The 23,107-nt window shown below is 72.3% G+C and carries 18 protein-coding genes; 6 read left to right on the top strand and 12 right to left on the bottom strand.

Annotated features, from left to right (window positions below; translation table 11 throughout):
• Positions 1–62: 62 nt before the first annotated feature.
• Positions 63–1,805: a cellulase family glycosylhydrolase gene (locus PYR72_RS06905; protein WP_275454430.1), complete on the bottom strand. Its 1,743-nt coding sequence runs from the start codon at positions 1,803–1,805 to the stop codon at positions 63–65.
• 165 nt (positions 1,806–1,970) lie between these two features.
• On the opposite strand from PYR72_RS06905, the gene PYR72_RS06900 reads away from it, so the two are divergent.
• Together PYR72_RS06900 and PYR72_RS06895 are read left to right on the top strand one after the other, a co-directional pair.
• Complete coding sequence (locus tag PYR72_RS06900) at positions 1,971–3,086, top strand: LacI family DNA-binding transcriptional regulator (protein ID WP_275454429.1); 1,116 nt, start codon at positions 1,971–1,973, stop codon at positions 3,084–3,086.
• Between the two features lie 105 nt (positions 3,087–3,191).
• Complete coding sequence (locus tag PYR72_RS06895; protein WP_275454428.1) at positions 3,192–4,709, top strand: glycoside hydrolase family 43 protein; 1,518 nt, start codon at positions 3,192–3,194, stop codon at positions 4,707–4,709.
• Between the two features lie 22 nt (positions 4,710–4,731).
• Here the strand turns inward: PYR72_RS06895 and PYR72_RS06890 are convergent, their stop codons facing one another.
• Genes PYR72_RS06890 through PYR72_RS06875 form a run of 4 tightly spaced genes read right to left on the bottom strand, consistent with a single transcriptional unit; the run spans position 4,732 to position 9,820 of the window.
• Positions 4,732–5,568 (bottom strand): ATP-binding cassette domain-containing protein, encoded by an 837-nt coding sequence (locus tag PYR72_RS06890; RefSeq protein WP_275454427.1) that lies wholly within the window; start codon positions 5,566–5,568, stop codon positions 4,732–4,734.
• On the bottom strand, positions 5,565–7,313 hold the full coding sequence (locus tag PYR72_RS06885) for a dipeptide/oligopeptide/nickel ABC transporter permease/ATP-binding protein (protein ID WP_275454426.1): 1,749 nt from the start codon (positions 7,311–7,313) through the stop codon (positions 5,565–5,567). The genes PYR72_RS06890 and PYR72_RS06885 overlap by 4 nt, the downstream gene beginning before the upstream one ends.
• Entirely contained in the window at positions 7,310–8,251 is a 942-nt protein-coding gene (locus PYR72_RS06880; protein ID WP_275454425.1) for an ABC transporter permease, read from the bottom strand. Before PYR72_RS06880 ends, PYR72_RS06885 begins: the two co-directional genes overlap by 4 nt.
• A gap of 9 nt (positions 8,252–8,260) precedes the next feature.
• Positions 8,261–9,820 (bottom strand): ABC transporter substrate-binding protein, encoded by a 1,560-nt coding sequence (locus PYR72_RS06875; RefSeq protein WP_275454424.1) that lies wholly within the window; start codon positions 9,818–9,820, stop codon positions 8,261–8,263.
• Positions 9,821–10,200: 380 nt separating this feature from the next.
• Between PYR72_RS06875 and PYR72_RS06870 the strand changes: the two genes are divergently transcribed.
• Both PYR72_RS06870 and PYR72_RS06865 read left to right on the top strand, forming a co-directional pair.
• Positions 10,201–11,205, top strand: a complete 1,005-nt coding sequence (locus tag PYR72_RS06870) for a LacI family DNA-binding transcriptional regulator (protein WP_275454423.1) — start codon at positions 10,201–10,203, stop codon at positions 11,203–11,205.
• A gap of 604 nt (positions 11,206–11,809) precedes the next feature.
• Complete coding sequence (locus tag PYR72_RS06865; RefSeq protein WP_275454422.1) at positions 11,810–12,733, top strand: alpha/beta hydrolase; 924 nt, start codon at positions 11,810–11,812, stop codon at positions 12,731–12,733.
• Positions 12,734–12,872: 139 nt separating this feature from the next.
• Here PYR72_RS06865 and PYR72_RS06860 read toward each other — a convergent pair whose 3' ends face one another.
• From PYR72_RS06860 to PYR72_RS06850, 3 genes are read right to left on the bottom strand one after another with little or no spacing between them, the layout of a single operon-like run.
• A complete protein-coding gene (locus PYR72_RS06860; protein WP_275454421.1) occupies positions 12,873–15,515 on the bottom strand; it encodes an alpha-L-rhamnosidase in 2,643 nt (880 codons plus the stop codon).
• A complete protein-coding gene (locus tag PYR72_RS06855; RefSeq protein WP_275454420.1) occupies positions 15,512–16,288 on the bottom strand; it encodes an alpha/beta hydrolase in 777 nt (258 codons plus the stop codon). The genes PYR72_RS06860 and PYR72_RS06855 overlap by 4 nt, the downstream gene beginning before the upstream one ends.
• Positions 16,285–17,649 (bottom strand): MFS transporter, encoded by a 1,365-nt coding sequence (locus tag PYR72_RS06850; RefSeq protein ID WP_275454419.1) that lies wholly within the window; start codon positions 17,647–17,649, stop codon positions 16,285–16,287. Before PYR72_RS06850 ends, PYR72_RS06855 begins: the two co-directional genes overlap by 4 nt.
• A 205-nt stretch (positions 17,650–17,854) precedes the next feature.
• On the opposite strand from PYR72_RS06850, the gene PYR72_RS06845 reads away from it, so the two are divergent.
• Positions 17,855–18,862 (top strand): LacI family DNA-binding transcriptional regulator, encoded by a 1,008-nt coding sequence (locus PYR72_RS06845; RefSeq protein ID WP_275454418.1) that lies wholly within the window; start codon positions 17,855–17,857, stop codon positions 18,860–18,862.
• A gap of 480 nt (positions 18,863–19,342) precedes the next feature.
• Positions 19,343–20,311 (top strand): alpha/beta hydrolase fold domain-containing protein, encoded by a 969-nt coding sequence (locus PYR72_RS06840; RefSeq protein ID WP_275454417.1) that lies wholly within the window; start codon positions 19,343–19,345, stop codon positions 20,309–20,311.
• 124 nt (positions 20,312–20,435) lie between these two features.
• Here PYR72_RS06840 and PYR72_RS06835 read toward each other — a convergent pair whose 3' ends face one another.
• The 4 genes from PYR72_RS06835 to PYR72_RS06820 form a co-directional block, all read right to left on the bottom strand.
• Positions 20,436–20,846, bottom strand: coding sequence for a nuclear transport factor 2 family protein (locus PYR72_RS06835; RefSeq protein WP_275454416.1), 411 nt, complete (start codon positions 20,844–20,846; stop codon positions 20,436–20,438).
• A gap of 2 nt (positions 20,847–20,848) precedes the next feature.
• A complete protein-coding gene (locus tag PYR72_RS06830) occupies positions 20,849–21,655 on the bottom strand; it encodes an MBL fold metallo-hydrolase (RefSeq protein ID WP_275454415.1) in 807 nt (268 codons plus the stop codon).
• Between the two features lie 36 nt (positions 21,656–21,691).
• Complete coding sequence (locus tag PYR72_RS06825; protein WP_275460345.1) at positions 21,692–22,318, bottom strand: DsbA family protein; 627 nt, start codon at positions 22,316–22,318, stop codon at positions 21,692–21,694.
• A gap of 232 nt (positions 22,319–22,550) precedes the next feature.
• Positions 22,551–23,045 (bottom strand): MarR family transcriptional regulator, encoded by a 495-nt coding sequence (locus PYR72_RS06820; protein WP_275454414.1) that lies wholly within the window; start codon positions 23,043–23,045, stop codon positions 22,551–22,553.
• Positions 23,046–23,107: the final 62 nt, after the last annotated feature.

The following is a 23,107-nucleotide window of genomic DNA, read 5'->3' as shown; positions in this document are numbered from 1 at the left end:
GAGCCCCGGAGGCACCCCGCGTGTCGCCGCGCGGCCGGGCCCCGGCCGCGCGGCGGTGGACCTCAGGCGGGCGAACCGGTCACGGAACCGCCCGACCTGGTGACGTGGTAGGCCACCTTGGCGCCGCTCCAGAAGTGGAAGGTGAGCGTCACCCGGGAGCCGTCCTTCAGGGAGGCGAGGAACTCACCGGTCAGCTTGACGGCGTCGTCGGTGTACGCCGAGAACGCGGTGTCCCACTGCTGGAACGGGGTCCAGCTCGCCGGGCCCGCGTTGCCCCCGTCGTCGTAACGGGCCTCCATGGTCGCGAGCCTGTCGCCCCGGAACCGGGTGGGGACGGACAGACCCCCGGTCCCGCCCGAGGCGCTCGACAGGACCGGGGTGTCGTAGGTGACCACGTCGATCCGCCACGGAACACCGCGGGAGAACCTGGCCTCCAGCGTCGCGTTCACCCCGTACGCCCGGTCGCCGGCCAGCTCGGTCAGCGCGGCGGCCGTCAGGGTGAGCCGGTTGCCGCTGACGGTGTAGTCCCTGCCCTTCACGAGCGTGCGGGAGCCGTGCCGCAGTCCCTGGAAGTCGGTGCCGTTCGGGTTCAGTGTGAGGTCCTGGGCGGTCAGGTCGCCCGACTTCGGGAGGAACACCAGGTCGCTGGAGGCGGTCCCGGAGCGGGTGGTCCAGCTGGACCTGATCTGGCCGAACAGTTCCGGGTCGCGCCACTGGAGGGTGGTGCGGTTCAGGAACTGCCCCGCGTCCCAGAGCATGGTGGTGAGGCCGCGCCGGCGGGCGTAGTCGCCCAGGAACTCGAAGTACTTGCGCTGCTCGCCCCGTTCGATGATGCCGGGGCGGTTGTGGTCGTAGGCCAGCAGGGCGTACTCGCCGATGACGACCGGTATCCCGCGCGCGGTGAACGCGTTGTGGACACGGTCGAAGGTCGCGGTCAGATCCTGCTCGGAGGTGGCGTCGAACCGGGTGTACCCGGCGATGTTCACGCTGAAGGGCCACCAGCCGTAGAAGTGGACCGTCGTGGCCACCATGGGGTCGCGCAGATCCGCCAGTTCGGTGGCCAGCGCGTCCAGGCGGCCCTGGTCGGCGTTGGTGTACAGCGTGGGCAGGACGAGGAGCCGGTCGGTGTTGCCGCCGCCGGAGTCGCGGACGATCCGGTGGAAGACCTTGTTGAGTTCGGCGAGCAGTCGGTAGTTCTCGTCGTCACCGGAGGTGCCGTCGAACTTGGGCTCGTTGATGCTCTCCAGCGCCAGCCTGGGCGACCTGTCCCGGAACTCCGCCGCTATCTGGGTCCAGGTGGCGCGGTAGCGGGCGAGCACGGTGTCGTGGTCGGTGGAGAGGTTGTTGACCCACATCCAGGAGTCGTGGTGCATGTTCAGCAGGACGTACAGGTTCTCGTCCAGCGCCAGGTCGACGACCTGGCGCACCTTCGCCATCCACGCGGGGTCGATCGTGTACTGCGGGGCTGCGCCCTGGTGGATGCCCCAGGTGACGGGCAGCCGGATGCTCTTGAAGCCCTGTGACCTGACCTTCTGGAACAGGGCACGCGTCACCGGCGGGTTGCCCCAGGACGTCTCGTCCGGGATGGCGTCGTAGGTGTTGCCCAGGTTCCATCCGGGCTGCATGGCGGCGACCGCGCTGCGGGCCGCCGGGGAACCGGCCGGGGGCACGGGCGGATCGGCGGCCCGAGCGGTGGCGGGCAGCAGGGGGAGCAGGACGAGCGCCAGGACCAGTGCCGTCAGTCTGCGTGGGGGGTGCGACGGCCGCCGTCGCCGGGGCAGGAACCTTGCGAGTCTTCTCGTCATCATGCGCACCTTCGGGTTGGGGGGTGTGCGACACGTGGAGCCGTGGAGCCGACCGGTGGCCGACAGAGATACAACTCGGATGGAGAAAGTTTCGCTCTGTGCGGCGGAGAAATTAACATGAGGACGTGTCGGAGGCCACAGGTGCGGCGGTATCGGGATGCCAGAATGGTCGCGCGCGCACATCCACGAGAGGGGCGGACTGCCTTGGCGTACGACGCGACCGAAGCGGACGACGCGACCGAAGCGGACCTCGGGCCCGCGGACGGCGACGGCGCGGGGGGCGACACCTCCCGGCCGGTCACGATCGCGTTCATCGCCGAGTCGGCGGGGGTCTCGGTGCCCACCGTGTCCAAGGTGATCAACGGCAAGTCCGGTGTCTCCGCCGACACCCGCGCCCGCGTGGAGGAACTGGTCAACCGCTACGGCTACCGCAAGCCGTCCGGCGCCAACCGCAGCAACGTGGTGGAGCTGGTCTTCCGCGAGCTGAAGCACATGTGGGCCGTCGAGATCATCCGCGGGGTCGAGCGGGTGGCCCGCAGGCACCGCGTCGGCGTCATGGTGTCCGAGTTCGGGCTGCATGACACGGACCCGCTCACCTGGGACGACACCGTCTCCCGGCGGCCGAACTGCGTCCTGTCGGTGGCCCAGCTCTCCGAGGCCGAGCGGGAGCAGCTGCGGGCGAAGGGCATCCCGTTCGTCGTCGTCGACCCGGCGACCGAACTCCCGGACGACGTCCCGTTCGTCGGAGCCACCAACTGGTCCGGCGGCCGGGCCGCGACCCGCCACCTCACCCAGCTCGGACACCGCCGCATCGCCATGATCAGCGGCCCGCCGGACCAGCTGTACTGCAGCGCCCGGCTGGACGGCTACCGCTCCGCGCTGGGGTCGGCCGGTCTGCCGGTCGACCCCGAACTCATCGTGTACGCCCCGCTCACCAGCGCGGACGGCTACGAAGCGGCACGCACCCTGCTGGAACTGCCGCAGCGCCCGACTGCCGTCTTCGCCGCGAACGACCTCCAGGCGCTCGGTGTCTACCAGGCCGCCCGCGAGGCCGGCCTGCGCATCCCCGACGACCTGAGCGTCGTCGGCTTCGACGACCTGCCGGTCGTGGCCTGGGTAGACCCGCCGCTGACCACCGTTCACCAGCCCCTCACCGAGATGGCCGTGGCCGCGACCGAACTGGCGCTCACCCTCGGCCGGGGCGAGCCCGCGCCCCAGGCCGGCCTGGAGATCGCGACGACCCTGACGGTCCGCTCCAGCACGGCTCCGCCCCGGGGCTGACGCACGGCCTCATTGACCGTCCGGACACCCCCTGGCTAGCCTGATCGAGAAAGTATCTGTCTGCGTTGGCGAAACTTTCGAGACGTGCGAAAGGATCCGATCAGGGTGACGAGCGTGTCCGAGACGGGACGCACCATCAGCAACCCGGTGATCCCCGGCTTCCACCCCGACCCGTCCATCTGCCGGGCGGGCGACGACTACTACCTCGCGTGCTCCAGCTTCGAGTACTTCCCCGGCATCCCCCTCTTCCACAGCCGCGACCTGGTCCACTGGACCCAGATCGGCAACGCGCTCGACCGCCCCGGCCAACTGCGTCTGCCGCCGGACACCGCCCCCTCCGGGGGGCTCTACGCCCCCACCCTGCGTTACCACGACGGCCGGTTCTGGCTGATCGTCACCAACGTCAGCGCCGACGGCAATCTGCTGTTCACGGCCACCGACCCGGCCGGCCCCTGGTCCGACCCGATCCCGCTGCCCGGTGTGCACGGCATCGACCCCGACCTCGCCTGGGACGAGGACGGCACCTGCTGGTGCACCACCGCCGGAGTCGGCCAGATCCGCCTCGACCCCCACACCGGCCAGACGGTCGGCGAGCGCCGCCCGCTGTGGTCCGGCGCGCCCGGCGCCAAGGCCCCCGAAGCACCGCACCTCTACCACGTGGGCGACCACTGGTATCTGCTCATCGCCGAGGGCGGCACCGAGCGCGGCCACGGTGTCTCGGTCGCCCGCGGCAGCGCGCCCACCGGCCCCTTCGAACCGTGCCCGGCCAACCCGATCCTGACCCACCGCGGCACCGACCACCCCATCCAGAACACCGGCCACGCCGACCTGGTCCAGGGGCCCGACGGTTCCTGGTGGATGGTGCTGCTAGGCGTACGGCCGGGCGGCGGCACCCCCGGCTGGCATGTGCTCGGCAGGGAGACGTACCTCGCGCCGGTCGAATGGGTCGACGGCTGGCCCGTCGTGGGCGAACTGTCGGCCGACCTGCCCGCACCGCCCTGGCCCCTGGAACCCCCCGCCGCCCCGCCGGAGCGCCGGGACGACTTCGACGTCACCGACCTCGCCCCGCAGTGGATCTCGCTGCGCCGGCGCCCCCCGGAGGACTGCACCACCAAGGAACGGTCCGGCTGGCTGACCCTGCGCGCCCGCGGCACGTCGCTCGACGACGCCGAGGTGACGTTCCTGGGCCGGCGCCAGCAGCACCGGGCGTGCCGGGTGCGCACCCTGGCCGACGTGGGGGAGGGACAGGCCGGAGGTCTGGCCGTCCGCCTCGACGAGAGCCACCACTACTCCGTCGAGGTCGCGTCCGGGCAGGTGCGGGTGCGGGCCCGCATCGGCCCGTTGCACACCGTGGTGGCATCCCGGCCGGTGCTCCCGGGGCCCGTGGTGCTCCGCGTGGAGACCACGCCGGTGCGCACCATGACCGACGCGCGCACCGGCCCCGACTTCGTCTCGCTCGGTTTCGAGGAGCCGGACGGCACCTTCGTCGAACTGGCCTCGCTGGACGGCCGTTATCTGTCCACGGAGGTCGCCGGCGGCTTCACGGGCCGGGTCCTCGGCCTGTTCGCCACCGCCGGAGCCGTGCACTTCGACTGGTTCGACCACGAGCCGCTGGAGGACTGAGCAACCGGCCCCGCACCGGGCCTCACGCGGTCGCCTTCACCTCCAACCGCCGCTGCCGCCGGACGCGTTGCAGCTCCGGGTCGGGGACGGGGGCGGCCGCGACCAGCCGGCGGGTGTACTCGTGCTCCGGCCGGTCGCACACGTCGACGCTCGATCCCTCCTCCACGATCCGCCCGTGCTGCAGGACCAGGGTGCGGGCGGCGAACTCCTTGACGACCGCGAGGTCGTGGGTGATGAACAGGTACGCGCACCCGAGGGTGTCCTGGAGTTCGGTGAGGAGGGCCAGCGCCGCCGCCTGGGTGGTGACGTCGAGGGCGCTGGTCGGTTCGTCGCAGATGATGAGCCGGGGCCTGCGGGCGACCGCCCGGGCGATGGCGATGCGCTGGCGCTGACCTCCGCTGAACTGCGCCGGATACCGGTCCGCCGCGTCCTCCGGCAGACCGACGCGGCGCAGCAGGCCGGCGATGTCGTCACGGACCTCTTCGGGCGAGCGGGACGAACCGGCGAGCAGCGGCTCCGCCAGTGTCCGGCCCACGGGCAGCGCGGGATTGAGCGAACCGTACGGGTTCTGGAAGATCGCCTGGAGGTCGGAGGCGAGCAGCCGCCGGGCCCGTCCGGCGAGCCGGGTGATGTCCCGCCCGTCGAGCAGGACCCGTCCACCGCTGACCGGGGTGAGGCCGAGGACCGCGCGGCCGATGGTGGTCTTGCCCGAGCCGGACTCACCGACGAGCGCGACCGTCTCGGCATGTCCCACCTCGAACGACACGTCCTCGATGACCGTCGTCGGGGGCTTGCGGAAGCCGCGCCCCGGGTAGCGGACCGCGAGGCGGTCGATCTGGAGTACAGGTGTTCCGGTCACGCGATCCTGCCCTCGGTCCGAGCGATGCTGGGGGTGCTCTCGATGAGCTTCTTCGTGTACGGGTGTTGGGGCCGGTAGAAGATGTCCTCCACCGAGCCCTCCTCCACGATCCGGCCCCGCTCCATCACGATCGCGCGGTCGCAGCTGTCGGCCACCACCCCCAGGTCGTGGGTGATCAGGATGATCGCCATGCCGTGTTCGTCGCGCAGCGACCGCAGCAGATCGAGGATGCCCGCCTGCACGGTCACGTCCAGGGCCGTGGTGGGTTCGTCGGCGATCAGCACCTTCGGCGACCCGGCCAGCGCCATGGCGATGACGACGCGCTGCAGCATGCCGCCGGACAGCTCGTGCGGATGCCGGCGCGCGACGTCGTCCGGGTCGCGCAGGTGCACGCTGGTCAGCAGGTCGCGGATGCGCTGCCGTACGGCGTCCTTGCCGCCCGGTGTGCCGCCGGTGCGCCGGATGACCTCGGCCAGCTGGGAGCCGATGGTGAAGTACGGGTCGAGGGCCACCATGGGCTCCTGCGACACCAGGGCGATCTCGCTGCCCCGGAGGCGCTGCAGCTCGCGCTCGGACAGGCCGCTGACGCGGGTGCCGTCCAGCCACGCGGTGCCGCTGGTCACCGTGCCGTTGGGAGGCAGGAGTCCGAGCAGGGACAGCCCCGTCACCGTCTTTCCGCTGCCGGACTCGCCCACGAGACCGAAGATCTCCCCGGGGCGGACGGTGAAGCCGATGGAGTCGACGACGGTACGCGGCCCCTGCGCGGTGGCGAAGGCGATGGAGTAGTCGCGCACGGCGAGCACCGCGCCGGCCGGCGCCTCCGCGGCGTCCTGGGCGACGGCGGCGGGAGCGGGGCGCCGCAGCCGGCCGCCGGTGGCCTGCCGGCGGTCCTGTTCGAGATCGCGCAGACCGTCGCCGACGAGACCGAACGACAACGACATCAGGCCGATCACGCCACCGGAGACGAACAGCAGATAGGGGTTCTGCTGCATGATCTGCGCGGCCTCCCCGACCATGCCGCCCCAGCTCGGGGCCGGCGCCGGAGTGGCGAGGCCGAGGAAGCCGAGGCCGGTCTGGATGGCGAGGGCGTTGCCGGAGAAGAGGAAGACCGGCACCAGCAGCTGCCCGGTCAGGCGGGGCAGGATGTGACGGGCCATGATCCGGACCGGACCGAGCCCGGACACCCTCGCGGCGTCCACGAACAACTCCTCGCGCAGCGCCAGACAGGTGCTGCGGATGATCCTCGCGAGTCCCGCGGAGGCGAAGAAACCGAGCGTGAGCATGGCGGCGACATTGCTCTGGTAGAAGATCGCGAGGACGGCGAGCGTGATGATGACCGCCGGGACCGAGAGCATGACGTCCAGCACGGCGACGATGACCCGGTCGGTCCAGCCCCGCAGATAGCCGGCCAGCACGCCCAGGGTCATGCCGGTGAAGGCGTACACGAGCACGGCCGCCGCGACCCCGATCAGGGTCGGCCGTCCTCCGTAGAGCAGTCGGCTCAGCACGTCGCGGCCGAGGACGTCGGTGCCGAGGGGGTGGTTCGCCGACGGACCCGACAGGGTGTGCAGCAGGTCCTGCGCGAGCGGGGGGTGCGGCGCCAGGAGCGGGGCGAGGATCACGGCGACGGTGATCCCGACGACCACGGCCAGGGCCGTGGCGGCGACGGGACGGCGCCCTATCCCGGCGAAGGGGTTGGTCCTCGCCCGTGATCGCGCCTTGGGGGGCGCCTCGACAGTGGTCATTCCGTACGTACCTTCGGGTTGAGGAGGCTGTAGAGGACGTCCACGAGCAGGTTCACCACGATGACCATGACCGTGAAGGTGATGGTGAGGCCCTGGACGACCGGGAGGTCGTGCTGGTTGGTCGCGTCCACGACCGTGGTGCCGAGGCCGGGCAGGGTGAAGACGTTCTCGATGAGGATCGTGCCGGGGATGAAGGTGATCATCATCAGACCGATCGTCGTCACCACCGGCAGCCCACAGCCGCGCAGGGCGTGCTTCCAGACGATCGACGCCGGTCGGATGCCGGAGGCCCGCAGGGTTCTGATGTGGTCGAGGCCGAGGGTGGTCAGCATCGCGTCCCGGGTGACCTTGGAGATGAACGCGATCCCGCCGATCGCGAGCGAGATCACCGGCAGCACCAGACCGGACGCCCACTGCCCCGGCGACTCGGCGAACGCGGTGTATCCGGTGGCGGGGAAGAACCCGAACTTCACGGCGAACACGGCGACCAGCACCAGGGCGATCCAGAAGTTGGGCACCGCGCTGCCCAGCAGCGACACGATGTCGAACAGCCGGCGGCCGACCCGGCCGCGTGTCGCGCTGTGGACCCCGAGCAGGACGCCGACGAGGGTCGCGAGCACGGTCCCCCCGATCACCAGCGCCAGGGTGACCGGCAGCCGCTGCCCTATCAGCCCCAGCACGGATTCACCGGAGAACAGCGAGCTGCCGAGATCACCTTGCAGGACGCCGCGCAGATAGAGCCAGTACTGCACGACGACCGGCTGGTCGAGATGCATGGCGGCCCGCAGCGCGTCGTACTGTTCCGGCGTCGCGTTGATGCCGAGCACCGTGCGTGCCGGGTCGCCCGGCACGAACGACTCCAGGAGGAAGGTGATGGCGGAGACGATGAAGAGGAGCGGGACGGACAGCGCCAGCCTGCGGAGAATGATGGGAAGCATCGGCCCTCGTCAGCGGGTGGTCCACAGGGTGTTCGAGGTCAGCTGTGCGCCGCCCGGCGGGAACTTCACCCCGCGCAGCTTGCTGTCGTACATGGCGATGGTGTCGGTGCCGGATATGGGCAGGGCGAGTGCCTTGCGCACGATCACGTCGGTGAGGTCCACGGACGCCTGCGCGCCGGCCTTCGCGTCCGCCGACGCGAGCCGGGCGTACGCGGCGTCGACGTCCGGGTCGTCCGCCCCGAAGACGTTCATGATGCCCGTCTTGCTGAAGGGCGGCTGCTGCGCGTAGAAGTTGGCCTCGCCGCCCGTGCCGGGCGAGAGCACGGTGGCCGCGTACTTCTTCGTCAGCAGGTCGTTGATCCAGCCGCCGAAGTTGGTGGCGGCCCGCAGCTTCAGCTTGACGCCCACCTGGGCGAGCTGCTGCTGCACGGCCTGGACCATCTTGGCCGTCGAGGGGTCGAACGACCCGTAGTTCACCGGGATCGTCAGTCCGCTCCCGTAGCCCGCCGCCTTCAGCAGCTTCTTGGCCTTGGCCGGGTCGTAGGGGTACATCTTCGCGGCCTCGGGGCTGTAGCCGTCGTAGCCGGGCATCTGCGGCTGGGAGACCGGGGTGCCGTAGTCCCCGTAGACCGCCTTGGTGATCGCGGCCCGGTCGACGGCGAAGTTCAGCGCCTGCCGCACCCGCACGTCGCCGAGGCCCTTGACGACGGTGCCCTCACGGTCCAGGAGGAACAGGCCCGCCCAGGTGGTGGGCTTCTGGAGCGTGGTGATCGCCTTGTCGCCCTTCACGGTCGGCGCCACGTCGGGGGTGCCGTACATGAGGTCGATCTGGCCCGACTTCAGGGCCTGCACCTGGGAGTTGACGTTCGGCATCACCCGGACGGTGATCTTCTTGAAGTGGATCGCGGACTGGTCGTAGAAGTTCTTGTTCGGGAGGTAGACGTAGTGGTCGCCGGAGACCGACTGCTGGGCGCTGTACACGTACGGGCCGGCGCCGAAGGTCGAGGAGGCCAGCTTCTTCGGCGTCTTGAGCCCGGCCGGGCTGATGATGGCGCCGCCCATGTACGGGGGTGTGAACAGGGTGCCCATGTCGGGGTTGGGTGTGGGGCTGGTGATCACCACGGTGGAGCTGCCGGACGTCGCGAACGTCAGGGGCCGGAACCAGGCGGCGGCGGGGCCGCTGCCCTTCTGGAAGTACGTGAAGGAGTTGACGACATCGGTGGCGGTGACCGGGGCGCCGTCGGCGAACTTGGCGCCCTTGCGCAGGCGCAGCTCGAACTTGGTGTTCTTCTTGCCGACGTAGCCCCACTTGTCGGCCAGGCCGGCGCCGAGGGTGCCGTCGGGCTTGCGGGTCAGCAGGGTCGCGTAGGCGGGGTCCATGTAGTTCAGGAAGGGCCCGACGGCGACCGCCGAGGGGTCCAGGCTGTTGGGCGCCGAGGACAGGGCGATGGTGAGGTCCACCGGGCCTGCGGCGGCGCCCTTGCTGTCGCTCTGTCCGCCGCCGCAGGCGGCGAGCGTGAGGGTGACCACGACGCCGATGGAGGCCTGGAGTGCGGTTCTTCTCTTCATTGAGGGTCTCCGAAGGACGAGGCGGGTCCGATGAGGAGGTCGCCGGGGAGTGCCACCGGGGCGGACCGCCCGGTGGCCGGATGCGTGATGTCGATGTGCGGTTCGTCGGCGGGGACCGCCGGAGGCGGAGGGCGACGGTGAGGGCGCGGACGGACCGGGCCCGGTGCGACGTACCCGGAGGATCACTCCGTCGCGTGGGCGCCGCGGACCGTCTGCTTCAATGTCGGCGATCGGATGAGTCGACAGGGCATCCCATCGCGCAACCTCGCTTTATGGCTACGTGCCGTTGCTTTAACGTGTCGCTAACACGTTAAAGTGGGTGTCCGTAAACTAACTGTGTCTCCTGCGTCGCGCAAGAGGTTCGTGGAAGGTGGTCGTCTATGGCTTCGCGAAGCGGGAGAGTGACGAGTGCGGACGTGGCCCGCGAGGCCGGTGTGTCGCGGGCGACGGTGAGCTTCGTCCTCAACAACACGGCCCACCAGAAGATCACCGACGCGACCCGTCAACGCGTGCTGGACGCGGCCGAGCGCCTCGGCTACGCGCCGTCGGCCGCGGCGCGCACCCTCCGGTACGGCCGCTCCGACGTGGTCCTCGGGCTGCTGCCCGACTGGCCGCTCGGCTATGCGACCGGCCTGCTCATCCAGCAGCTGACGCTTGCGTTCGCGAAGCGGAACCTGACCTTCGTCGTCCACTCCGGCATCCGGGGCGCCCGCCCACTGGGCGAGATCTGGAAAGCCCTCACTCCGGCCGCCGTCCTCTCCTTCGAGCCGTTCTCCGATGCCGACGCGACGGCGATGCGGGCCGCGGGGATCGAGGTGATCGCCGCCCTGTACGACGACGGCGGGCTCGGCTCGGAGGAGGGCGTCACGAGCGCGAACGCGATCGGCGCGGCGCAGGCCCGCCATCTCGCCGCCGCCTCCCACCGTCGGCTGGGCTACGCCTACCCCGACGACGAGCGGGTCGCCGTGTTCGCCCGGCCGCGCCTGGACGGGGTCCGCCGGGTCTGCGCCGAACTCGGACTGCCGGCCCCCGACGTCCGGACGATCCCCCTGGCGCCGGGCGCCGCCACCGACGCGGTCCGGTCCTGGCTCGCCGCCGATCCGCAGGTCACCGGTATCTGCGCGTTCAACGACGACGTGGCGATGAGCGTGCTCGCCGGGCTGCGGCACCTCGGTCTCGAAGCGCCCCGGGACATGGCGGTGATCGGCGTCGACGACACCCCCGCGGCGGCGGTCTCCTGGCCACCGCTCACCAGCGTCGTCCAGGACCTCCCCGGGATCGCCGAGCTGTACGCGAACTCGGTCCGGTCCGCACTCGACGGAGCACCGGCCTCCACGAGCACGGTGGAGCCGAACATCAGGCTGGCGGTGCGCGAGTCGGCGTGAGGGCCGGGTCGGGCCGGGCCGGGTCGGCGAGGCGGGGGCTCCCGCCGACCTGACCCCGAGCCGATCTGACCCGGCTGCGCCGACCGGCCCGAGCCGACCGGTCCGGGTCGCCTGGCCTGGCCTGGCCTGGCCGAGCCGAGCCGACCCGGGCCGCCCGAGCCGGGCCGACCGGACCGGAGCCGGGCCGACCTGAACCAATCTGACCCGACCGACCCGACCCGAGCCGTCCCCACCTGACCCGACCGGAGCCGGGCCGCCCCGCCCGGCCCAACCTGACCCGACCGACCCGCCCCGAGCCGAGCTGCCCGACCGAGCAGTCCAGGTTCGGGCCGAGGCCGTGGTGATCCCCAGGGGACGGTCCGGCTTGGTCGGGCGCCGCCCCAGCCTTGTGCTCCGAACCCTCCCGGCGCGCACGGCCTCCCGGCACACACGGCCTTGCGGCGACGCGTCGGTCGCGTCGGTCCGCGGTCGGTGCGCTGCCCCCGACGTCCCGGCGCGCCCTGGGTGAGCCCTCCTGTCCCCCTTCGTCTCCCTCGTCCCTCGTCCCTCGCCCCTCTGTTCCCCCGTCCCTGTCCCTGTTCTGACGCCACGGAAGGTGGTCCCCATGCCCCTCGACCCCCATCTCGCCGGGAGACTGCACCTCCTCGCCGGTCTCACGTTCGCCGATCTCGCCGACCCGGACGCGCAGGCCCGGTTCGCCGCGTTCATGCGCGACCCCTCGGAGTGGGCCCGCCCCGCCGACGTCGTGGTCGAGGACCGCGAGATACCCGGTCCGCACGGCCCCGTGCCCGTGCGGACGTACGTTCCAGGACGCCCCGGCTCCACCGCCGTGCTGTGGGCGCACGGCGGCGGCTTCCTCGGCGGTGACCTCGACATGCCCGAGGCGGATGTCGTCGCGGCCGAACTCGCGGCGCGGGCGGGGGCCCTGGTGGTCTCCGTCGACTACCGGCTGGCGGTCGGCGGCGTCCGGTATCCCGTCCCCCTGGACGACGTGTGCGCCGCGTGGCGGTGGCTCAGGACCGAACTGGCCCCCGACGCCGACGTCGTGGCCCTCGGCGGAGCGAGCGCGGGCGCGGCGCTGGCGCTCGCCACGGCGCTGCGGGACCGGGACGAAGCCCTGCGGCCGGCCGATCTCCTGCTGCTCGCCTATCCGTTCGCGCACTTCCCCGTCCCGGCGCTGGACAGCGCGACGGAGGCCGAGATGGCGGCCCTGCCGCCGACGATGCGGTTCACCACCCAGGACATCGAGTTCATGGTGGAGAACTACGTCGGCCGGCTCACCGACCTCCCGCGTGACGCGCTGCCGGGCGCGGCCGCGCTGCGGGGCCTGCCTCCCGTCCATGTGCTGGTCTGCGAGTACGACGACCTGCGGCCCTCGGCCGAACTCCTCGTACGGCAGCTGACCGCCTCCGAGGTCGAGGTGAGGAGCTGTCTGGCCGCCGGTATGCCGCACGGCCACCTCAACCGCACCCCGGCTCTCGCCGAGGTCGACCGGTCGCTCGACTTCTTCGCCGACGCGCTGCGCTGACGCACCGCCCCACGGCCCCCACGGACGTGCGAAGGCGGCCCGCCGCGTGTCAGGGAGCAGCGGGCCGCCGTCTGTGGGCCCGGTCCTCGGACCGGGCGGGAGGGAGCCGGTACGGACGGGCTCCGGTGGTGGGGGACGTTCAGGGGCGGGTGAGCGGACGCAGGGACAGGACGTGGCCGCCGGAGGCGAGCGCGTCGACGGGCTCCGTACAGGTCCAGCCCTCGGGCGCGCTGAACCGTCCGGTGGTGCCGGGCGGCAGGACGGCCCGCACCGTGAGGGAACCGTCGCTGATCGACCAGGCGACGGACGCGGTGCCGTACGGAGTGTCGATCGCGGCTTCGGCGGAGGTGAGCGTGAAGCCGGGGCGCGGGGCGATGTCGAGGGTGCGGTACCCGGGCGAGGCGGGGCACAGACCCGCCACGGAGCGGTAGAGCCAGGAGGCGACCGCGCCGTAGGCGTAGTGGTTGAACGACAGCATGGTGCCGGCGTTCTCGACGTCGATGGTGCCGTCGGGACCGATGGCGTCCCACCGCTCCCACATGGTCGTGGCACCGCGGGCGACCTGGTAGAGCCAGCCGGGGCACTCGGGGTTGAGCAGCAGTTCGTACGCCTCGGCCACATGGCCCGTGCCGCCGAGGGCGGGCAGCACGAACGGTGTGCCCAGGAAACCGGTGGCGATACGGCCTCCGTTCGCCCGCACCAGGCTCGCCAGCGCCTTGCCCACCTCGGCGCGCTCGCCGGCCGGTGCGATGCCGAACTCCAGGGCGAGGGCGCATCCCGTCTGGGTGGTGCGGGCGTGCTCGCCCCACTTCCGCCAGGCGGCCTCGGAGGTACGCCGGTGCAGGGCCGTGTACCGGTCGGCGTCCTCGGCGAAGCCCAGTTCACGGGCCGCGTCGGCGAGCAGCCGGGCGCTGTGCGCGACGAAGGCGGTGGCGACGTACCCGGAGTCGGTGGTGGCCGCCGCCGGGTTCTCCGGCGGTGCCGCGGGGTCGAGCCAGTCGCCGAGCTGCGCGTTGCCGCTCCAGGTGCCGTCCTCGTCCAGGTGGGCGACGGTGAACTCGACCCACGCGCGCATCGCCGCGTAGTGGCGTTCCAGGGAATGCGGTTGGCCGTACGCCTCGAAGAGGGCGGCCGGCACGACCGTGGCGGCGTCGCCCCAGCCCGCGGCGGCTCCGGCGAACGGCAGCTCGGCGGGCGGGAGTTCACCGAGCGGCACGTCCGGGACCACCATCGGCACCGCCCCGTCGGGGCGTTGCTGGATGCGGAGGTCGGTGAGCCAGCTGTCGAGGAAGGAGGCGCTGTCGAAGGTGGCGCACGCCGTCGGGGCGAAGGCCATGATGTCGCCGGTCCAGCCGAGCCGTTCGTCGCGTTGCGGGCAGTCCGTGGGCACGGCGAGGAAGTTGCCGCGCTGGGAGCGCACGACGTTGGCGTACAGGGTGTTCACGCGTTCGTCGGAGCAGTGGAACGTGCCGATCCGGCGCAGGTCACTGGCGACGACCTCGACCTCGACCGCCTCGACGGTCACGTCGGGCGAGGCGTCGATCTCCGCGTACCGGAAGCCGTGGAAGGTGAAGTCCGGGGTCAGTTCGGCCGGGCCCCCGGCGAGGGTGTACCGGTCCGTGGCCCGGGCGCCGCGCAGGATGCTCGTCAGCAGGCGGCCGTCGCCGTCGAGGACCTCGGCGTGCCGGACGGTGACGGTGCCGCCCGGCCGTCCGTCGACGCGGATCCTCAGCCAACCGGTCACGTTCTCGCCCGTGTCGACGGCGATGGTGCCGTCGGCGAGGGTCCGCAGCCGCGGCCGGACGGTCCGGACCACGCGCACGGGCGGATGGGCCCGCTGCACCAACCCCTCGGGCAGGGGCATGACGGCGACGGGCTCCCAGTCGTCGTCGGCGAACCCAGGCAGCTGCCAGCCGTGCGCTGCGAGGCGTAGGTCGCGTTCGCAGCCGTCGTACAGGTCCGCCGACAGCAGGTCCCCGTAACCGCCCTTCCAGCGGCCGTCGGTGATGACCGTGACCCGGGTGCCGTCGGTGAGGTCGACTTCGAGCTGGGCGAGCAGGGCCGTCGCGTCACCGTAGACGTCGCGGTTCTTGTGCCAGGTGAGGTGGCCGCGGAACCAGCCGTCGCCGACGGCGGCGGCGAGCGCGTTCGGGCCGGGGCGGAGCAGGCCGGTGACGTCGTAGGTGGCGTAGAGCAGCCGGTCGGGGTAGCTGGTCCAGCCCGGTTCCAGCAGGTCGGAGGAGACGGGCCGGCCGTTGAGGGTGGTGCGGTGGACGCCGAGCGAGGTCACGTACAGGCGGGCCGACACCGGCTCCGCCGGGAGCTGGAACTCCCGGCGGAGCAACGGCACGGGGCCGGGGGAGGGGCGGCCCCGGTCACCGGGCACGTGGACGGGCCGGGCGGCCCAGTCCACGGCGTCGAGCAGCGCGCCCTCCACACGGGCGGGGGCGCTCCACCGCGTCCATCCGAGTTCGGTCCGGACCCGGACACGCCAGTGACGGGTCTCGCGGCTGCTCAGGGGCTGGGCCGGCCACGGGTGGTCGGTGACCGTGCCGGACTCGACCTGACCGCTGGAGGTGGTGTCGTCGAAGGAGGGGTCGCCGGACACCTCGATCTCGTAGGCGTGCTGGAGGATGCCCGGCCGTGTGCCGGTCAGTGACCACGAGAGACGGGGCATGGCGTGCGCGGTGGCGACGAGGCCGGAGTCGTCGGCGGTGCGCAGTGCGGTGACCGAGACCGTGATGTCCGTGGGGGTCTGCTCGGCGGATGCCGTCGTGTTCATGGCTTGAGGTGCTTCCGGAAGAAGCCCAGCGTCAAGCCGTGCAGCGCGGCGCGGTGGGGGACGGTGCCCCAGGCGTGGTCCGCGCCTTGCACGACCTCCAGTTCGGCGTTGCCGTCGTAGTGGTCCAGGTAGCGGCGCGCGTACTCCAGGGGAGCGATGTCGTCCTTGTCGCCGTGCAGGATGAGCACCGGTCCGGTGTACGTCCCGGACCGCCCGTACACGTCGAGGCCGGCGATGTCGTCGATGAGTGCCTGGCTCATCCGGTGCCCGTCGGCGTCGAAGTACCCCTTCTCCGCTATCTCCGCCGCGAGCCCGCGGCCCTTGAGATAGCCCTTGGCCAACTCGAACGGGGCCACGGCCGCCGGGGACCACAGGCACAGCGCGCCGATGCCGGTCTCCTCGGCGGCCGTGATGCCGGCGACCACACCGCCCATGCTCATGCCGACCAGACCGATGCGGTCGGGGTCGACGAAGTCGAGCGTCCGCACCGTGCGCAGGATCGCGCGGGTCTCGGCGATCTCGCCGGTGATGGTCACGTCGAAGAAGTCGCCGTCGCTCTCGCCGTGGCCGGAGAGGTCGAAGCGGACCGAGGCGATGCCGTGGTCCGCCAACAGCCGGGACATGGCGACGAAGTTCGGCAGTTCGAGGCGGTTGGAGGTGAAACCGTGGACGAAGACCACGGTGGGGTGGCGGGTGTCCGCCGGTCCCTCGGGGATGTGCAGCGTCGAGCGCAGCGTCAGGTCGTGGTGACGGAAGTCGTGGTGGCGGATCAAGACACAGCCTTTACGGTCGTGACGGAGGTGGGAGTGCCGCCCCGGGAGGAGCGCGCCTCGGGGTGGGCGGCGGCGAGGGACGCGGGGTGCGACGGGCCGGCGGGGTCGAACGGGGAGACCGCGGGCAGGCGCGGCACCCAGAGGAGACCGACGACCGCCGAGACGGCGGTGACGCCGAGGAGCAGGCCGAAGAAGAGCCGGGTGTGGCCGAGGGCGAAGGCGGGGGTGCCCAGTGCGGCCAGTCCGGCGAGGGCGCGGGTGAAGGCCATGGTCACGCCGGTCGCGGTGGCCCGCAGCAGGGTGGGGAAGAGTTCCTGGGACCAGATCTTGTAGATGGACTCGCCGGCGAAGGAGTTGCCGAGGCCGGAGAGGAGCATGACGGCGACCAGGGTGAACCTGCCCGGTCCGAGCAGGGCGGGCAGGGCCCAGGCGACGACGATCAGGGCGGTGCCCGCGGCGAACCAGACGCGGCGGGCGGGCCGGTCGACCACACGCATGAACAGCAGGCCGGCGACGAAGCCCACCGGCAGCCCGAGCAGGGTCAGCCGTGAGTACTCCGCGACCTCCCCGTCGGCCAGGGCGGTCCACAGGAAGGTGCCGAACTGGCCGAGGGTGTTGGCGCCGAGGTTCCAGGTGGCGTAGTAGAGGCCGGTGGCGAGCAGGGCGCTGACGGTCGGCGCCCGGAAGAGGTCCCGGACACGGCCGAACTCGATGGCCGCGCCCGCTCCGCCGGGCGCGGCGGGGCGGGCGTCGGCGGCCCGGCGTGCGGCCGCCCACTCGGCGGACTCACTGAGGGTGAGGCGCAGGAGCAGGACCACGACGGCCACGATCAGCAGATGGGCGAAGAGGATCCGGCCGCCGAGCACGCCCCGCGCCCCCATGAAGGAGCTGAGCAGCAGGACGGCCACGATTCCGGCGAGCCAGAGCATGCCGGAGAACACCACCATGGTGCCCTTCCTGCCGGGCGGCGCCTCCTCGTTGACGAGGGCGAGCGACACGGGCAGGTCCGCGCCGATGGCCAGGCCGGTGGTCACGGCCCCCGCGAACAGCAGGGCGGGGCTCGCGGCCACGAGGAGCAGCAGGACGCCCGCCGCGTACAGGACGAGCGAGACGGTGAAGACCGTGCGGCGGCCCAGGCGGTCGCCCAGCCGGCCGCCGAGGAGCGCACCGGCGGCGAACGCCAGGGTCTGCAGTCCCAGGAGGGAGCCGATGGTCTCGGGGCTCAGCCGGAGGGGCGCGGCGTAGTAGCCGCCGATGGCGATGCCGGACGTCACCAGGGCGGCGGCGTCCAGGTAGGAGGCCATGCCGGCCAGGGTCGCGGTCTTCCCGGGAGTGCTGCGTGAGCTTGTCGGGCCGGGCATGGGTCCTCTTCGCTGAGTACCGGGGACGGTGGGGACCTGATGGGGGTGCGGTTCCAGGTGCGGTGCTGGTACCGGTCGGCAATTTCGCTACTCCGCGTTACTTAAACGCGCCACTTAAACGTGTAGGTTGACTGAGCGGGTAAGCTAGCCCGCGATCACGCGGTTTGGCAAGAGGTCTGTCGGAGCTGTCGGAGGGTGGGGGCGCATGGCCGGGACGTCCAAGGGCGGACGGGTCACCAGCGGGGACGTCGCGCGGGAGGCCGGAGTCTCGCGGGCGACGGTCAGCTACGTCCTCAACGACACCCCCCACCAGAAGATCGCCGAGGCCACCCGCCGACGGGTGTGGGAGGCCGCCGCCCGCCTCGGCTACGCGCCCTCGGCCGCCGCGCGCACCCTGCGGACCGGGCGCTCCGACATCGTGCTCGGCGTGCTGCCCGACTGGCCGATCCAGCATGTGCTCGGCCGCCTCATCCAGCAGCTGACCAATGCCTTCGCCGAACACGAGTTCACCTTCCTCGTGCACTCCTCGGCCCGGCCCGCCCGGCCCCTGCGGGAGATCTGGCGGGCCCTGACACCGGCCGCGGTCCTGGCCCTGAGCGAGTTCCCCGAGACCGAGGCCGAGGCCATGCGCGCGGTGGGCATCGAGGTCGTCATGACCCTGCACGGCTCGGCACCGGGCGGTCCCCGGTCCCCGCTGGTGTCCGAGGAGCCGATCGGCGCGCTGCAGGCCCGGCACCTCGCCGGCTCCCACCAGCGGCTCGGTTACGCCTATCCGGACCTGCCACGACTCGACGTCCTGGCCCAGCCGCGGCTGGACGGCGTCCGCCGGGTCTGCGCCGAGCGCGGCCTTCCGGAGCCCGACGTCCGCGCCGTCCCGCTGGAGCTGAACGGCGCCGCGGACGTGGTGAAGGGATGGCTCGCCGCCGACCCCCCGGTGACGGGCGTCTGCGCGTTCAACGACGACATCGCCATGGCCGTGCTGCTGGCCCTGCAGTCCCTCGGGCTCCGCGCCCCGCAGGACCTCGCCGTGATCGGCGTCGACGACATCCCCGGCTCGGCCCTGCTGCGGCCGGCGCTGACCACGGTCGTCCGCGACACCGACACCCTCGCGCGCGGACTGGCCCGCCGCGTCGTGGACGCACTCGAAGGCAAGGAGTCCCCGGCGGGCCCCGTCGAGGACCCGCTGCGGATCGAGGCACGGGACTCCGCCTGAGGGGACGCGCGACCGCGGGGGCCCACCCGGTGCCCCGGATCGCCGGGTCCGTACACACCCGGCCCGCACGAACCACGGCCGTACGGGGCCCGTGCGACTCGACCCGAGTCGCCCACCGGCTCCCGGAACGGTCGCTCTCCGTGAGGAGGGTGGACGGCGGGCGGGGCGTCCGGTTACGGTTCCGCCCGTCCGCCGCGGAGCGGGGGCTCGCGCGACACCGGGACGAACCATTTCGCCGCGCCCCGCTGTCCGCCGGAGGTACGTCCGCGCACGGCCCGGCAGCGACGGGCGCACGCGCCGGTCCCGTACGACCGCGGGGGCCGAAACCCCGGCGCCGTTCACCGCCACGCCCGTCCGGGCTTGCCCGCGGGCACACCCACGCCCGTCGGGCGCGCACCCCCACGGCACTGCTCCGCCCCGGCCCGGGGCCCTTCCCGACGGAGCCGGACGCCAACGACCATCAGCCTTCAGGAGGTCCAGATGACCACGCCCCCTCCGCCGTTCGACCCGGAGCTGGCGGCCGTTCTCGCCGACCTGGGCGACCAGGCACCGACCACCGCGACCCCGGAGGACATCCCCGCGGCGAGGGAGCGGCTGCGCGCCGAGGTCCCCCTGCCGACGAACGACGAACTGAGCTGCGGCGGACTCTTCGAGGTGTGGGAGCGGACCGTGCCCGGACCGCCGGGCGCCCCCGGAGTCTCGCTGTTGATCTGCCGCCCGACCTCCGTGCCGGGCCCCCGACCGATCGTCTACTTCACCCACCCGGGCGGCATGATCGTGGGCACCAACCGACTGGGGCTGCCCCTGGACTGGGCGGAGGAACTGGGCCTGGTCGTCGTGTCGGTGGAGTACCGCCTCGCCCCCGAGCATCCGCACCCGGCACCGGTCGAGGACTGCTACGCGGGCCTGGTGTGGACGGCCGAGCACGCCGGCGAGATCGGCGGTGACCCGGACCGTCTCGTCCTCGCCGGGGGCAGCGCGGGCGGCGGACTCGCCGCGGCCCTGGCCCTCCTCGCCCGGGACCGCGAGGGCCCACGCCTCCTCGGCCAGCTGCTGATGTGCCCGATGCTGGACGACCGCAACGACACGTTCTCCGCCCATCAGATGGCGGGGCTCGGGGTGTGGGACCGCAGCGCGAACGAAACGGGGTGGAACGCCCTGCTGGGGGAGCGGCGTGGCACCGACACCGTCGAGCCGTACGCGGCCCCGGCCCGCGCGGCCGACCTCTCCGGCCTGCCTCCCGCCTTCATCGACGTCGGCTCCGCGGAGACCTTCCGGGACGAGGACGTCACCTACGCCTCCAGGATCTGGCAGGCCGGGGGAAGCGCCGAACTGCACGTCTGGCCGGGCGGATTCCACGGCTTCGACGGCCTGGTGCCCCGGGCGGCCCTGTCGGCCGACGCCCGGGAGGCCCGGCTGCGGTGGCTGCGACGGCTGCTGGGGGAATGACGGGAGGTGCCGGCCCACGCCGACCACCCGCCCCGCGCGGTCGCGGGGCGGGTGGGTACGTCGGGAGGAGCGGGGCACGGCCGATCCGGTCCTGCCGGGCCGGAAGAGCCTCGGCGGGGTCCGCTCAGGGCATCGCCGCGTCGCGGACGAGTGCGGTGTCGACGAACTGTTCGAAGCGGACGATGAGCCCGCCGCGGACGATGAAGTGGTGGGCGACCCGGACGTCGATGTTCTTGCCGGTGCCCTTGTGGGCGGCGGTGTAGCGGGCCAGGACGACGACGTTCTCGCCGTCGACGACGTAGGTGTCGTCGTGGGCGGCCCAGCCGTCCCAGTCCTTGCCGAGCTGTTCCATCACGTTCGAGGTGACGCCGTGCGGGGTGCGGTAGGTACCGGCGAGGGGGAAGCCGGCCATCTCCGTCCACTCCACGTCGGGGGCGAGGGTGGCGCGCAGGGCTTCGAGGTCGCCGGCGGCGGAGGCCAGGTACTGGCGCCGTACGACGTCGGCGGGCGCGGGGGAGGTCGCGAACTCGGTCATGGTCAGCCCCACTTCATCTCGCCCTTGGCGACCTTCGCGCCGATCTGGGCGGCGATGAGCATGCCGTGGTCGGGGTGGCGCTTGACGAGTGCCTCGGTCAGCGCGGCGCCGTCGGCCGCCTGGGCGAGTTCCTCCTCGAACGCGGTGAGGTAGTCGCGGGTGGCGGTGATGGCGGAGGCGTCGGCGGCGGTGCCGGGCAGGCGGTGGCCGGGGACGACGAGCCGGGGGTCGAGAGCGGCCATCTCGTCCAGGAGGCCGGTCCAGACGGCGCGGTCCTCGGGCGTGGGGGTGTCGGCGACCCAGACGTGCTCCTGCTGGAAGAGCAGGACGCCGCCCAGGAGGGCACGGGACTCGGCCTGCCAGAGGTAGTGCCGGTCGGGCAGTCCGGCGGGGCCGCCCTTGAGTTCGAAGCGGTGGCCCTCCAGGGTGAGGTCGCCGGTCAGCGGCTCCAGGTCGACCAGGCGGGTGGGCAGGTTGGGGCCGAGCGCGGCCCAGGCCTTGAGCTTGCCCTCGTAGGAGTGCCGGATGTGCTCGATGACGATCGGGGTGGCGACGAAGACCGCGTCCGGGAAGGCGTCGGCGACGACCTCGGCGCCGAAGTAGAAGTCGGGGTCGCCGTGGGAGACGAACACGGTGGTCAGCGTCTTGCCGGAGTCGAGGACCTCGGCGACCAGGCGGTGCCCGTCGGCGCGGGTGAACCCGGCGTCCACCAGCAGCGCCTCGCTCTCACCGGTGACGAGGGTGGCGGTCTTGTTCTTGCTGCCGGCCGGGAAGTCGAGGTCCAGGACCTTGAAGTCGAGGGTGCTCATGCGAGGGCTCCTTGCGTGGGGTGGGGACGGGGAAGGTCAGGAGGCGAGGGTGGCGGCGTAGGACGCCAGGCGCCGGTCGATCTCGTCCGCGGTGGCGCGGCCGTACGCCAGAGGGGCGACGGAGTCACCTTCGACGGCGAGCAGGGTGGGGAAGCCGGTGACGCCCAGTTCCGCCGCGCGGCGGAAGTCGGCCTGGGCGGCGGCCCGTGCGTCGGGCGATGCGAACGCGGCCACGACGGCGTCGGCGTCCAGCCCGGCGGCCTGGGCGACCGCACGGTAGGTGTCCGGGTCCGACAGGCTGTGACCGTCGGTGTAGAAGGCGTGCTGCACCTCCGTGGCCAGGGCGGCGGCCCGGTCGGGGGCGGCCTGCCGCAGCGCGGCGACGCCACGGGCGGCCGCCTCGGAGTCCATGACGAACGAACCGTCGGCGATCAGCCGCTGGTACCCCTCACCGAACTCGGCGCCGGTCAGGTCGGTGATCTGCGCGTTCGCGCCCTGGACATAGCCGAACTCACGGATCGGCACCCGGCGCGATCCGGTGAACAGGCCGCCGGAGACCACGTCCACCGGCAGTTCGGGGTGGCGTGAGGCCACATCGCGCAGGGTCGCGGAGAATCCGTGGGACCAGCCGCAGTAGGCGTCGAAAACGTAGACCAGCTTCATCATGACCTCAACAGGCGTGTGACGCTCGCCCGGCGCGGGCGATCACCTGACAGAACAGTAGCTGACGTATCAGGTATTTCGGCAGACTTGTGTGACGTGGGTCACGCGCGGTCGTCGTCGGTGAGAACGTCGAGCCGAGCCGTCGATGTCGGGCACCGGCCCGAGGACGGCACGCGGAGATGACCCGAGCACGGCAGTACGCGGAGCTGGTGCCGGAGGGGTTGCGCGCGGGTCAGGGCAGCCGGGGCAGGATGTCCCGGGCCGTGTGGCTGAGGATGCGCAGGTCCTCGGTGAACCGCTCGCGGTCCCCCTCCGGGAGGGGGCCGAGGAAGTGCTCCTTGATGTTCTCGACATGGACCCGGGCGGCGCGCACCGTCGTCTCCTCGCCCCGTGCGGTCAGCCGGACCAGCTTTCCGCGCCGGTCGGTGGGGGACTCCTGGCGGGTCACGAGGCCGGCCGCCTCCATGCGGTCCACCAGGCGGGTGGCCCCGCCGGAGGTGAGCACCTGCTCCTGGGCGATGGCCCGCATGGACAACCCCGGTTCGCCCGCCCGGCCGAGGATCAGCAGCACCTCGAACATCAGATGGCTGACACCGCACTCCACCTCCAGCGCCCGCCCGAGGATGTACTCCAGCCGGTTGGCCGCCCCCTGCAGCCGTCCGAACGCGAGCACGAGCTCGTGGTCGGCGGCCTCCTTGGCCGTCCTGATGCCTGCCTGCTCACTCACGGCCGCTCCGCCCCTCTCGTGGTCCCGCCCGCCACCGTACCGATCTTGCCCCTGCTCAGGGA

The sequence above is a fragment of the Streptomyces sp. VNUA24 genome (assembly GCF_029167005.1).
Lineage (GTDB): Bacteria > Actinomycetota > Actinomycetes > Streptomycetales > Streptomycetaceae > Streptomyces > Streptomyces scabiei.
The sequence above is the reverse complement of the archived record's forward strand: the minus strand, read 5'-3'. Positions and strand labels throughout refer to the sequence as shown.

Excerpts from the sequence above, each read along its gene's own strand:
- PYR72_RS06865 (WP_275454422.1), top strand. The coding sequence starts at position 11,810 with ATGCCCCTCGACCCCCATCTCGCCGGGAGACTGCACCTCCTCGCCGGT.
- PYR72_RS06835 (WP_275454416.1), bottom strand. The coding sequence starts at position 20,846 with ATGACCGAGTTCGCGACCTCCCCCGCGCCCGCCGACGTCGTACGGCGC.
- PYR72_RS06880 (WP_275454425.1), bottom strand. The coding sequence starts at position 8,251 with ATGCTTCCCATCATTCTCCGCAGGCTGGCGCTGTCCGTCCCGCTCCTC.
- PYR72_RS06900 (WP_275454429.1), top strand. The coding sequence starts at position 1,971 with ATGGTCGCGCGCGCACATCCACGAGAGGGGCGGACTGCCTTGGCGTAC.
- PYR72_RS06875 (WP_275454424.1), bottom strand. The coding sequence starts at position 9,820 with ATGAAGAGAAGAACCGCACTCCAGGCCTCCATCGGCGTCGTGGTCACC.
- PYR72_RS06905 (WP_275454430.1), bottom strand. The coding sequence starts at position 1,805 with ATGACGAGAAGACTCGCAAGGTTCCTGCCCCGGCGACGGCGGCCGTCG.
- PYR72_RS06850 (WP_275454419.1), bottom strand. The coding sequence starts at position 17,649 with ATGCCCGGCCCGACAAGCTCACGCAGCACTCCCGGGAAGACCGCGACC.
- PYR72_RS06840 (WP_275454417.1), top strand. The coding sequence starts at position 19,343 with ATGACCACGCCCCCTCCGCCGTTCGACCCGGAGCTGGCGGCCGTTCTC.
- PYR72_RS06870 (WP_275454423.1), top strand. The coding sequence starts at position 10,201 with ATGGCTTCGCGAAGCGGGAGAGTGACGAGTGCGGACGTGGCCCGCGAG.
- PYR72_RS06885 (WP_275454426.1), bottom strand. The coding sequence starts at position 7,313 with ATGACCACTGTCGAGGCGCCCCCCAAGGCGCGATCACGGGCGAGGACC.
- PYR72_RS06825 (WP_275460345.1), bottom strand. The coding sequence starts at position 22,318 with ATGAAGCTGGTCTACGTTTTCGACGCCTACTGCGGCTGGTCCCACGGA.
- PYR72_RS06845 (WP_275454418.1), top strand. The coding sequence starts at position 17,855 with ATGGCCGGGACGTCCAAGGGCGGACGGGTCACCAGCGGGGACGTCGCG.
- PYR72_RS06860 (WP_275454421.1), bottom strand. The coding sequence starts at position 15,515 with ATGAACACGACGGCATCCGCCGAGCAGACCCCCACGGACATCACGGTC.
- PYR72_RS06830 (WP_275454415.1), bottom strand. The coding sequence starts at position 21,655 with ATGAGCACCCTCGACTTCAAGGTCCTGGACCTCGACTTCCCGGCCGGC.